The organism is Polaribacter pacificus (genome assembly GCF_038024035.1).
Lineage (GTDB): Bacteria > Bacteroidota > Bacteroidia > Flavobacteriales > Flavobacteriaceae > Polaribacter > Polaribacter pacificus.
In genome coordinates, this window is the sequence record NZ_CP150664.1 from 1,770,720 (window position 1) to 1,782,966 (window position 12,247).

Below are 12,247 nucleotides of genomic sequence, written 5' to 3' on the forward strand. Positions count from 1 at the left end.
GCTAAAGGTAAGAATTTAAAGAGAACTTAAAAGTTCATTTTCATTGATTAATTAATGTTAATCAAACTAAGAGCTGCACTATTTTTTGTAAATTGGTTGCGGATACTTTACAGCAGTTATGGCAGACTCTTATATCATCGCATTAGACCAAGGGACTACAAGTTCAAGAGCTGCGCTTATTAACGCAAGTGGGGGCCTCGTTGCCATAGAGCAACAAGAGTTTAGTCAGATTTTTCCAGAGCCTGGTTGGGTAGAACATGACCCCATGGAAATTCTTAACAGTCAACTTGCCACTTTACAGACCTTGCTTAAAAATAACAAGGTTTTGCCCTCTGAAATTGTTGGAATTGGCATTGCCAATCAACGAGAAACAACGGTTGTTTGGAACAAACACACCGGAAAACCCATTTATAATGCAATCGTTTGGCAAGACAATCGAACCGCAAATATTTGCGAGGACCTTATAAAAAAAGGGCTAGAAAAACAGGTTAAAAAAACCACAGGTTTGGTGATTGATGCCTATTTTTCTGCCACAAAAATTCATTGGATTTTAAAACATGTCCCTGGAGCAAAAGCTGATGCCGCAAACGGAGATTTACTTTTTGGAACCATAGACACTTGGCTGTTGTGGAACTTTACAAATGGCAAGGTCCATGCAACAGATTATAGCAACGCCTCTAGAACACTACTTTTTGACATTGAAAACTGCTGTTGGGACCCAACTTTGCTTGACGCTTTGGAGATTCCTCTAAACATGCTGCCACAGGTAAAACCCTCTTCCTATCATTTTGGAAATCTAGAATTAGGAGAAGTCTCAATTCCTATAACGGGGATTGCAGGCGATCAACAGGCTGCTCTTTTTGGACAAACTTGTTTTACGAAAGGCGATACAAAAAACACCTACGGAACAGGTTGCTTTATGTTAATGAATACAGGAACACAGGCAATGTATTCTAACAATGGTTTGTTAACCACCATTGCCTGGGGTATTGATGATAAAATTTACTATGCCTTAGAAGGAAGCGTTTTTATTGCAGGCGCCGCTATTCAGTGGCTTAGAGATGGCCTTAATTTAATTGAAACAGCAGAAGAAAGTGAGTTGTTTTCAAGCCTGATTACAGAAGAAAACCCTGTAGTGGTAGTTCCTGCATTTGCGGGCTTAGGAGCTCCTTATTGGGATATGTATGCACGAGGCGCTATTTTTGGATTGACCAGAGATACGGGTAAAAACCACTTAATAAAAGCAACTTTACAATCTTTGGCCTATCAGTCAAAAGACGTCATAGAAGCGATGCAAGAAGATGCTCAAATAAAAATTAATATTTTAAAAGTGGATGGTGGTGCTGCAGAAAACAATTTACTTATGCAGTTTCAGGCTGATTTATTAGATGCTGTAGTCCAACGTCCAAAAATTACAGAAACAACGGTGATGGGTGCAGCGTATTTGGCTGGGATTTGTGTGGGTTTATGGAAACAAGAAGAGTTGCAAAATCACAGAAAAATTGACAAGGAATTTAAGCCTACCTTTTCAATAGAAAAAAGAGAACGGCTTTATAAAAAATGGTTAAAAGCATTAGAACGAACTAAAAACTGGATCGATTAAACTCCAAATAAAAATATGTCAAAGTTTTATCATACAATTACATCAAGACTTCAAAAATTTATTGAAGCTCAAAAAATATTCTTTGTGGCTACAGCCCCTAATTCAGGGCGTATTAATTTGTCTCCTAAAGGCATGGATTCTTTTAGGGTAATTAGTCCAAACCGGGTTTTGTGGTTAAATGTTACCGGAAGCGGTAATGAAACCGCAGCGCATTTGCTAGACAACAACAGAATAACCTTAATGTTTTGTGCCTTTGAAGGAGCTCCAAACATTCTTAGACTCTATGGAAAAGGAACCGAAATCAAACCAAAAGATAAAGACTGGGAAAAGCTGATAAAACTGTTTCCGATTACACCCGGCTCAAGACAAATCTTTGATATAGAAATAGAAAGTGCACAAACTTCCTGCGGGATGTCTATTCCTTTTTACGAATACCAAGGAGAACGAGAAGAACTTAACAATTGGGCTCTAGAAAAAGGAAAACCTGGAATAGAAGAGTATTGGAAAGAAAAAAACCAACACAGTATTGACGGATTGGAAACACAAATTATTAGCCCTAACAAATCTTAACCTACAAAATAGATGAACAATTTTTCATATTTAAATAGACCTCAGATTCTTAAAAAATTACAAAACACTCATTTTGATTTATTGGTGGTTGGTGGAGGCATCACTGGAGCGGGAATCGCATTAGATGCCGCCTCTAGAGGGCTTAAAGTAGCACTGATAGAAAAAAACGATTTTGCATCTGGAACCAGTAGCAAATCAACAAAATTGATTCATGGCGGCTTGAGATACTTAAAACAATTTGATTTTTGGTTGGTAAAAGAGGTCGGAACAGAACGTGCAGTGGTTCATAAATTAGCCCCTCATTTGGTCTTGCCAGAAAAGATGATTTTACCCTTAATTGAAGGTGGTTCTTATGGATCATGGCTTACCTCTATTGGTTTAAAAATCTATGATATTTTAGCCCATGTAGAAGGGGATGATAAACGAAAAATGCTGTCTAAAAATGAAGCCTTAGAAAAAGAACCTCTATTACCAGAAAATATTTTAAAAGGAGCTGGTTACTACGCAGAATACAGAACTGATGATGCCCGATTAACCTTAGAGGTATTAAAAACAGCTTTAAAGTATAAAGCAACGGTGTTAAACTACACAGCGCTGACAGAGTTTATTTATAACGAAGAGAAGGTGGTTGGTGCAAAAGCTAAAGAAACATATACTGGAGAAAACTTTGAAATTAAAGCCTCTTATGTTGTAAATGCTTGTGGTCCATGGGTAGATGAGCTTCGACAGCTAAACCATTCTAAAACTGGTAAGCGATTGCATCTAACTAAGGGGGTTCACTTGGTTGTGGCCCATGAAAAGTTTCCAGTAAAGCAATCCGTGTATTTTGATATTCCTGACGGCAGAATGATGTTTGCAATCCCACGAGGTAAAATCACCTATTTTGGAACCACAGATACAAACTTTCAAAAAGATAAAAACAAGGTGTCTGTTAATTTGGTCGATGCCACCTATTTAATATCAGCCGTAAACAATATGTTTCCAATGGTCAATTTACAGCTAGAGGACATACAATCATCTTGGGCAGGGTTAAGACCACTTATCCATGAAGAAGGTAAATCTGCATCAGAATTGTCTAGAAAGGATGAAATTTTTGTATCAGAATCAGAATTAATCTCTATTGCAGGAGGCAAACTAACCGGATACCGAAAAATGGCCGAAAGAATTGTTGATTTGGTTAGCAAAAAAGCCCTTAGAAAACACGGCGTTAAGTTTGGAGAAATTGCCACTGAAGATATTGTCCTTACTGGCGGTGATTTTAAAGACTACAAGGCCGTTAAACTATATGTAAACAGCGTTTATGATGAGCTAAAAAAAGATGGTTTCACAAAAAATGATGCCAATTATTTGGTGCATAACTATGGCAATCAAACAGCTCAAATCCTAAAAAAATATAACAGTTTAGCTGGCAAAGACCCAGTAATATCATTGCTTGAAGCCGAATTGAATTTTAGTATCAAAAATGAAATGTGCTGTAGCCCTACTGATTTTTTTATGCGAAGAACTGGAAGAATGTATTTTGACAAACCCAGCGTAGAAAAACACAAAAATTTTGTACTACATTTTTTTAAAAACTGTTTTTCTTGGGATGAAAATACTACGGACGAACATCGTTTAGAATTAGAGACTAACCTCAAACAAACAACTAGTTTTCTAGACTAATTATGCTTCTTTTTCATTCTCTTCAAAATCTTTGGTCAAATCTAATGATCTAAAAGAAGGAGAAACGATTCCTGTAGTAACTACAGTGATCAGTGTCATAGTTCCTCCAAAAACAACCGCTGTAACAGTACCCATTAATTTTGCTGTTACTCCACTTTCAAAAGCTCCGAGTTCATTAGAAGAGCCTACAAAGATAGAATTAACTGATGCCACGCGCCCTCTCATATGATCTGGCGTTTTAAGTTGTAGGATGGTTTGTCGGATGACCATAGAAACGCCATCAGTAACTCCACTAAAAAATAAGGCAACTAACGAAACCCAAAAGATAGAAGAGAGTCCAAAAACAATAATACTAAGTCCAAAACCAAAAATAGCCATGAGCAATTTCAATCCTGCATTTTTACTAATCGGGATATAAGCGGTAATTAACATGGTAATTAAGGCGCCAATAGCAGGTGCGGCTCTAAGCGCTCCAAATCCTTCGGGACCGACCTTTAAAATATCTTGAGCAAAAATAGGAAGCAAGGCTACAGCACCGCCAAAAAGAACCGAGACCATGTCTAAGGTTAAGGCTCCTAAAACAGCTTTTGTTTTAAAAACAAACTTAAGACCGTCTGTTAAGCTTTGTAAGATGGGCTCTCCTAAATTTGGATTTAAAATTGGTTTTTTAGAGATTTTAAAAACCAACAGAAATGCAATCAATACTAGGGTAAAAACGATACATAAAGACCAGTGTACACCTATCCAAGCGATAGAAAATCCAGCCATGGCAGGGCCAAATACTGATGCCATTTGCCAAGTAGAACTGCTCCAAGTTGCTGCGTTGGGATAAAGCTTTTTAGGGACAATTAATGCTAGTAAAGAGAAAATAGTGGGTCCAAAAAAGGATCGTAAAAAGCCTCCAAAAAAGACCAAACCATAAATGCTATAAAGAACAGTCTGAGAAGACCAATCCGAAACAATTTCTGGCCAAGTAAGTAAAAACAGCCCCAAACTAATCAAAGAAAAAACAGCTATGCACAAGGCTAATAGGTTTCTTTTTTCTCTTTGATCAACAATATGACCCGCAAATAGCGCCATGGTTACTGCTGGGATTACCTCTAACAAACCTATCACCCCTAAAGATAAAGGGTCTTTTGTAAGGCTATACACCTGCCATTCTACAATTATAAATTGCATGGACCAGCCAAAAATTAATGCAAACCGAAGTAGTAAAAAATAATTAAACTCTTTAATTCTTAAAGAGGCGTATGGGTCATTCTTTTTCATGCTATCAACAGATTAGCTACGCTTCATATCCATTAAAATTGCAAAGGTTTCATTTACATCCTTTTCTTTAACCACAATAGTCATTTCATTGGTTGTAGAAATAATTTCTTGTAAAGGGATGTCTGCCCAAGCTAATTGTTTTAAAATAAAATAATAGATTCCAGATTGATCTAAATTTCCTGTCGGTAGTTTGATTGTAATTGAAGCAAGATCTAATACACTATTAATTAAAGTTTCTTGTTCAAAAATTGCTTCGACAAAGGGTTTTAAATTTTTACTTGTAACAATGTTTGTTTCAAAAATACCTTGAGAAACAGTTAAAAAATAATCGTTGCTATCTGCAGATTGGCTTAATATTTTAGCGATTTCTTTAAGCAATGACGGTGTGTTTTTAAAAGTAAAATCACAGAGGTCAGAGCGGACAATAAAATCACCCAAATTAAAGGCTAGTTTTTTAATGTTTTTTCGAATGCGCAATTCACTGGCTGGTGATAACCTGTTGATAGCCATCATCACAGCACCAATTTTGACTTCTTTTTTTAATATTGCTGTTACATCTGGCAAAATAATACGCGCCAATGATGATACATTTATCAATTTTTCATTCAACGCCTCTTCTATGAAAGGTGTTTTTCTAATGGTGCTCTCTACAGCTTCTTGTATTGTTTTCATAAGTAAAAACCTTACTGTTGTTTAATATTAAACATCTTGTTATAAAATGTAAAAATATCAAATAAAATTGTACAATGTAACTTTTCGTTGTTTTTTTGCTGAAATTTATCATTAAAATGATCGTATTAAAGTTTGGAGGAACTTCTGTTGGAACGGCTAGTAGCATTCAACAAGTAGTGAAAATTATAACAGAGTGCTCAGCACCCAAAATAGTAGTTTTGTCTGCGGTATCTGGTACAACCAATGCCTTGGTTGCCATTAACAATGCTCTTGAAAACAACTCTTTTGAAGAAGCAAACCTACAATTGGATTTGCTTTATGACAGCTATTTACCTTTAATTGATGAACTGTATCAAAATAAAAGCTATCAACTAAGCGCTAAAAATTTTGTCACTCAGATTTTTTCAGATATAAGAGCCTTTAAAAACAAACCATTTACCACAAACGACGCTTTGTTTGTCTTGGCCCAAGGAGAAATTATTTCAACAAATTTGGTGCAATTGTATTTGGATGAGCGAAACATCTCTTCTTGCCTACTCTCTGCTTTAGATTTTATGAAAATAGATGAAAATAAGGAACCTAATATTCCTTATATCTCTAAAAAATTAAATCCAATACTCAAACAACAGCCTGAGCAAAAATTATGGATTACTCAGGGCTTTATTTGTAAAAATAGTGTGGGTGAAATTGACAATTTACAACGAGGTGGTAGTGATTATAGCGCATCGTTAATTGGAGCGGCAATTGCAGCTACTGAGGTTCAAATTTGGACAGATATTGATGGCATGCACAACAATGATCCCCGATATGTAAACAACACCTTCTCTATAGAAGAAATTTCTTTTGATGAGGCAGCAGAACTGGCTTATTTTGGTGCAAAGATTTTGCATCCTCAAAGTCTAATCCCCGCAAAAGACAACGCGATTCCGGTATTGTTAAAAAACACGTTTAATCCCAGTGCAAGAGGAACGATTATAAAAAACAATGCTGTTAAAAAAGGCGTGAGAGCAATTGCGGCAAAAGATGGAATTACAGCAATCAAAATAAAATCGTACAGAATGCTATTGGCCTATGGGTTTTTAAAGACTGTTTTTGAAGTTTTTGAAAAATACAAAACACCAATAGACATGATTACCACCTCTGAGGTAGCCGTCTCTTTAACCATAGATGACACACGGTATTTAGAGGCAATCATCTCAGAATTAGAGGCTTTAGGAAAAGTAGAAGTAGACAGTACCTTGAGTATAATTTGTGTCGCTGGAGACTTTTCTCAAAACAAAGAAGGAGAAAGCGCGACCGTCTTTAATTCATTAAAAGGGATACCAATTCGAATGATTTCTTACGGGGGAAGTAATTATAATGTATCTTTGTTGGTGAAGACATCCGATAAAGTAGCTGCATTAAATGCATTAAACCAAGGATTGTTTAACAAAAGTATAGAAAAACCCATGGAGCAATTGATCGGTTAAGACGAAAGATTAACACCTATGTAAAATCGTTATTAACTGTACAAACAACTAGTTCATTTTGTTTGTTAATTTTTCAAACTGATCTTTTGCTTCTTTTCCGCCATAAAGTACAGCATATACAGCATCGATGATTGGAGTTCTCGTACCTGTTTTTTGTTTGATTTCATAAGCGCTTTTTACCGCGTAATAACCTTCTGCAACCATACTCATTTCCATCATCGCTGATTTTACTGTATAGCCTTTACCAATCATGTTTCCAAACATTCTGTTTCTGCTAAAAGTAGAATAGCCTGTAACCAATAAATCTCCCAAGTAAGCAGAGTTATTAATATTTCTTTTCATGCGGTGTACCTTTTTAATATAACGCTTCATTTCTCTAATGGCGTTACTCATAAGTACTGCTTGAAAATTGTCTCCATAACCAAGTCCATGAGCAATACCTGCTGCAATGGCATAAATATTCTTTAACATCGCAGCGTACTCAGTTCCAACAATATCATCAGAAATCTTAGTTTTGATATATCTTCCTGCAATTGCTTTACTCAATATTTTGGCTTTTGCTGGATCTTGACAAGCGATGGTTAGATAAGACAGTCGTTCCATAGCAACTTCTTCTGCATGACAAGGACCGCTGATGACTCCAATATTTTCTAATGGGACATTATATACCTGTTGAAAATGTTCCCCTACAATTAAGCCTGTTTCTGGTACAATTCCTTTGATTGCAGAAAAGATGGTTTTGTTTTCTAGTGATACCGTTAATTTTTCAAGCTCAGTTTTTAGAAAAGCAGAGGGAATTGCAAAAATTAAAATATCGTAAGCAGCCACTATTTCATTTATGTCACTAGATAGTATTAGCTGCTTTGGGTTCAACTCTGCAGAACTCAAATAATTAGGGTTGTGTTTGTTGCGTTTAATATGCTCTATGGCATAGACACTCCTCATATACCACCCAACGCTTTCTAAATTTTCAGACAACATTTTTACAATGGCTGTAGCCCAGCTACCTCCTCCTATTACTGCTATTTTAGTACTATTGCTCATTACGTATGAATCATTTGTTAGGTCAAAAATAAGAAAACTATGTTCTATGTCACAATGCTTAAGGTAATTATTATATTTGTCTAAACATTTATACGGATATAGATTCGGTACAAAAAACCTCTTTGTTTTAAAAACAAAGAAATACACTGCTTATTATTCTTTTTAAAGAGAGTACACACACACAAGATAAACACCTATGGTAAACGGCTTAAAGCGCTTTTTTAAAGATACAATCATCTATGGGATTGCCGCTGTTTTGCCAAGAGCAATTAACATCTTTTTAGTAAGGCTTCACACTTCTACCCTAGAAGCCAACACCTATGCAATCAATACAGATTACTACGTGTATGCAGCCTATTTCAATGCTTTGTTAACCTTTGGTATGGAAACTGCTTTTTTTCGATTTTTTTCTAAAGAAAAAGAAAAGGGTAAAACCATATCAACAGCCTTTATTAGCTTAACAGTTACTAGCTTGATTTTTTTGATTTTGATGTTGCTATATAGCAATGAACTCAGTGCTTTTTTTGATTTTCAAAACCCTTTGTTTTTTAAATTACTAGTATGGACCATTACCTTAGATACTTTGGTAGTGATCCCCTATGCCTATTTGCGGGTTGCAAACAAACCTATGCATTTTACCATATATAAAATCTTAAATATTTTAATTTTTGCAGTCTTAAATGTTTTCTTTTTATGGTTTGTTCCACATGCAATTAAAAACGGAATTTATTTGCCAAACTTTATCATAGAATACTACAATTCATATCCAAAAGTCATGCATATTTTCGTTGCCGGTACCATTGCCAGTGCAACTACTTTTATATTGTTATTTCCTATTGTTTTTAAGTTTAAAATTGATTTTGATTTTCAGTTGCTTAAAAAAATGCTTCGCTATAGTATTCCTATCATGGTGGGTAGTTTGGCCTTTGTAACCAATGAAAATTTAGACAAATTATTATTGGGTCAATTGATCGGAAAAGAGCAAATGGGAATCTATGCAGCCTGCTATAAACTCGGTGTGTTTATGACCTTGTATATCATGGCTTTTCGATTGGGTGCAGAGCCTTTTTTCTTTAATCATGCTGCAAGCAAAAACGCCAAAGAAAACTATGCGAAAATCTTAACCTGGTTTACCTTATTTGGTGCTTTATTTATGTTAATCGTTGTTTTGTTTATTGATGTCTTTGCTAAAATTTTACTTGGAAAACCAGAATATTTTCAAGCCCTACAAATTGTTCCTATCATTTTACTTGCCAATTTGTTTTTAGGAATTTATAATAATTTATCCGTTTGGTACAAACTAACCGATAAAACTCAATACGGCATGTATTTTTCTATTTTAGGTGCCCTAATAACCATCGTGTTTAACGTAGTTATGATTCCTGAAATAGGTTTTATTGCTTCGGCTTGGGCCACCCTACTAACCTATGGTTTTATGGTTACCTGTTCATATTATATTGGAAAAAAGTATTACAAAGTCCCTTATGAACTAAAAAAGATTGGTTTTTATCTGGTTATTTCAGTCGCATTTTGCGCATTGTCATTTTTAGAATTTCGAGGAAATTACTGGTTTTCTATCTCGGCAATTTTTGGTTTCTTTGTACTGATATATCTCTTAGAAAAAGCAACCATTAAACAATTTTTGAAACGCTAAAATTATGCAAGTACAGATCATCAATAAATCAAAGCATCAAACACCTAGTTATGAAACAGCAGGCTCTGCAGGAATGGATTTGCGAGCAAATATTGACGAGGCAATTCGTTTAAAGCCCTTAGAAAGAGCCATTGTCAAAACAGGTTTATATATTGCATTACCTGTTGGTTTTGAAGCACAAGTTAGACCGAGAAGTGGTTTGGCTGCTAAAAAAGGGATTACGGTCTTAAATTCTCCAGGAACTGTTGATGCTGATTATCGCGGAGAGATTGGAGTTATTTTGGTTAACTTATCAAGCGATGAATTTGTTATTAATGACGGAGAACGCATAGCACAACTTGTTATTGCAAAACATGAGCGTGTTGATTGGCAAGAAGTAGCTGTTTTAAACCAAACTAAGCGTGGTGCTGGAGGTTTTGGTAGTACAGGGGTATAAGTAATTAATATAACTTAAATAGCAGAATTATGATTTTAGGAGTCTCAGAGTGGTTAAGTGGTAAGTTAGGGTGGAAAACACAAAACATAAGAATAGCGTTTGTTGTATGTGTTTTATTCGCTGGTTTTGGTATTGGTTTGTATTTAATACTGTGGTTCGTTAAAATGTTTTCTAAATAGCTACATATTTTTATATATTTGACTCATTTTACGGACTTCATCTTTTAATAAAGTAAAGTCTAAAAAACAATGAGAGTGATATTGATAGCCTAACTTTTTATAAAACTCAAAAGCTTGTGCTTGCTCATTCATCGCATCCAACCAAATTGTTTGATAGTTTTTTTCTTTTGCGTTTGATTCTAACCAGCTAAGCAATGTCTTTCCTATGCCTTCTCCCTGAACTTTTGAATCTAAATATATTCGGTGTAGTTTAAGTTGTTTCTCGGTTGGGATTCCCGCTAATTTTTCATCCCAAACAACTCTAAAGTTTCCTATAATTTCATTGTTAAACAACACAAAATAATAGTCACTTTTTTCTTGGGACAACTCTTTTAAAATGTTTGTTTTTGAATATTGAGAAGACAGGTACCAACTCCCATCGTCTTTCCAAAAATGGGCGTAGGCCTTTGGATATACTTCTTTCATTAAAGAAAATAGCAAATCACAATCAGTGTCATTGATTGTTTGTAAAGAAAGCTTCGGTGTAATCTGGATCATTGTACAAAAGTAAAAAAGCTATTTCAATATATTGAAATAGCTTTTTAATTAAGTAGAACTTTTAAAAATACTTAATCTTGATTATTTATTGCTTCTTTAATTTTTACTTCTAACTCTTCCATTAACTCTGGGTTGTCTTGAATAACACCTTTAACAGCATCTCTTCCTTGTCCAAGTTTTGTATCTCCATAACTAAACCAAGAACCACTTTTTTTAATGATTCCTAATTCTACACCAATATCCAAGACTTCTCCAACTTTAGAAATTCCTTTTCCATACATAATATCAAACTCTGCAACCTGAAAAGGTGGTGCTACTTTGTTTTTAACAATTTTAACCTTGGTACTGTTTCCAATAACACGTTCTCCATCTTTAATTTGCGTTCTTCTTCGAATATCTAAACGAACAGAAGCATAAAATTTTAATGCATTACCACCGGTAGTGGTTTCTGGGTTTCCAAACATCACACCTATTTTTTCTCTTAATTGGTTAATGAAAATTACAGTACATTTTGTCTTACTAATGGTTCCTGTTAATTTACGTAACGCTTGTGACATTAAACGAGCATGAAGACCCATTTTAGAATCACCCATTTCTCCTTCAATTTCTGATTTTGGAGTTAATGCGGCCACAGAATCAATTACCACGATGTCAATTGCACCAGAGCTAATTAAATTGTCTGCAATTTCTAAAGCTTGCTCTCCATAATCTGGCTGAGATATAATAAGGTTATCAATATCAACTCCTAAATTTTCTGCATAAAAACGATCAAAAGCGTGTTCTGCATCAATAAAAGCAGCAATCCCTCCTGCTTTTTGAGCTTCTGCAATTGCATGAAGCGTTAAGGTTGTTTTACCAGAAGATTCTGGTCCGTATATTTCAATTACTCTTCCTCTTGGGTAACCACCAACACCTAATGCTAAATCTAGTCCTAATGAACCAGAAGAAATAGCCTCTACATCTTCTACTTGGCTATCGCCCATTTTCATTACCGCACCTTTTCCATAGACTTTGTCCATTTTATCCAAGGTAAGCTGTAATGCTTTTAATTTTGCTGTTTTTTCTTTATCTGCTGACATAATATTTGCTGCTATTTTTTTTAAAATACGAACGACTAAGGTACAAAAAAGTAGCTTTTATTTATGCTTTTAT

12 protein-coding genes are annotated in these 12,247 nt (G+C 35.1%); 7 read left to right on the top strand and 5 right to left on the bottom strand.

Annotation, left to right across the window (positions count from 1 at the left end; translation table 11 throughout):
• Nucleotides 1-118: 118 nt before the first annotated feature.
• Genes glpK through WHC90_RS08060 form a run of 3 tightly spaced genes read left to right on the top strand, consistent with a single transcriptional unit; the run spans nt 119 to nt 3,835 of the window.
• Nucleotides 119-1,603, top strand: coding sequence for a glycerol kinase GlpK (gene glpK, locus WHC90_RS08050; RefSeq protein ID WP_188597962.1), 1,485 nt, complete (start codon nt 119-121; stop codon nt 1,601-1,603).
• A gap of 15 nt (nt 1,604-1,618) precedes the next feature.
• Nucleotides 1,619-2,173: a pyridoxamine 5'-phosphate oxidase family protein gene (locus tag WHC90_RS08055; protein ID WP_188597963.1), complete on the top strand. Its 555-nt coding sequence runs from the start codon at nt 1,619-1,621 to the stop codon at nt 2,171-2,173.
• 12 nt (nt 2,174-2,185) lie between these two features.
• Nucleotides 2,186-3,835, top strand: coding sequence for a glycerol-3-phosphate dehydrogenase/oxidase (locus WHC90_RS08060; RefSeq protein ID WP_188597964.1), 1,650 nt, complete (start codon nt 2,186-2,188; stop codon nt 3,833-3,835).
• On the opposite strand, the gene WHC90_RS08065 is transcribed toward WHC90_RS08060, so the two are convergent.
• Together WHC90_RS08065 and WHC90_RS08070 are read right to left on the bottom strand one after the other, a co-directional pair.
• Nucleotides 3,836-5,104 carry an MFS transporter gene (locus tag WHC90_RS08065; RefSeq protein WP_188597965.1) on the bottom strand — a complete coding sequence of 423 codons (1,269 nt, stop codon included), beginning with the start codon at nt 5,102-5,104 and terminating at the stop codon, nt 3,836-3,838.
• 12 nt (nt 5,105-5,116) lie between these two features.
• Complete coding sequence (locus tag WHC90_RS08070) at nt 5,117-5,776, bottom strand: hypothetical protein (RefSeq protein WP_188597966.1); 660 nt, start codon at nt 5,774-5,776, stop codon at nt 5,117-5,119.
• A 116-nt stretch (nt 5,777-5,892) separates the two neighbouring features.
• On the opposite strand from WHC90_RS08070, the gene WHC90_RS08075 reads away from it, so the two are divergent.
• Nucleotides 5,893-7,245, top strand: a complete 1,353-nt coding sequence (locus WHC90_RS08075) for an aspartate kinase (RefSeq protein WP_188597967.1) — start codon at nt 5,893-5,895, stop codon at nt 7,243-7,245.
• A gap of 48 nt (nt 7,246-7,293) precedes the next feature.
• On the opposite strand, the gene WHC90_RS08080 is transcribed toward WHC90_RS08075, so the two are convergent.
• A complete protein-coding gene (locus WHC90_RS08080) occupies nt 7,294-8,289 on the bottom strand; it encodes an NAD(P)H-dependent glycerol-3-phosphate dehydrogenase (RefSeq protein WP_188597968.1) in 996 nt (331 codons plus the stop codon).
• A gap of 196 nt (nt 8,290-8,485) precedes the next feature.
• Between WHC90_RS08080 and WHC90_RS08085 the strand changes: the two genes are divergently transcribed.
• The 3 genes from WHC90_RS08085 to WHC90_RS12390 are packed head-to-tail and all read left to right on the top strand — an operon-like array spanning nt 8,486 to nt 10,558.
• Complete coding sequence (locus tag WHC90_RS08085; protein ID WP_188597969.1) at nt 8,486-9,943, top strand: lipopolysaccharide biosynthesis protein; 1,458 nt, start codon at nt 8,486-8,488, stop codon at nt 9,941-9,943.
• 4 nt (nt 9,944-9,947) lie between these two features.
• Complete coding sequence (gene dut / locus WHC90_RS08090; RefSeq protein ID WP_188597970.1) at nt 9,948-10,379, top strand: dUTP diphosphatase; 432 nt, start codon at nt 9,948-9,950, stop codon at nt 10,377-10,379.
• Between the two features lie 29 nt (nt 10,380-10,408).
• Nucleotides 10,409-10,558 (top strand): PspC domain-containing protein, encoded by a 150-nt coding sequence (locus WHC90_RS12390; RefSeq protein WP_188597971.1) that lies wholly within the window; start codon nt 10,409-10,411, stop codon nt 10,556-10,558.
• Here WHC90_RS12390 and WHC90_RS08095 read toward each other — a convergent pair whose 3' ends face one another.
• The gene (locus WHC90_RS08095) at nt 10,559-11,095 is read right to left on the bottom strand and encodes a GNAT family N-acetyltransferase (RefSeq protein WP_188597972.1); all 537 of its coding nucleotides are present in this window, start codon (nt 11,093-11,095) and stop codon (nt 10,559-10,561) included.
• Nucleotides 11,096-11,166: 71 nt separating this feature from the next.
• Nucleotides 11,167-12,174, bottom strand: coding sequence for a recombinase RecA (recA, locus tag WHC90_RS08100; protein ID WP_188597973.1), 1,008 nt, complete (start codon nt 12,172-12,174; stop codon nt 11,167-11,169).
• Between the last annotated feature and the right edge of the window lie 73 nt (nt 12,175-12,247).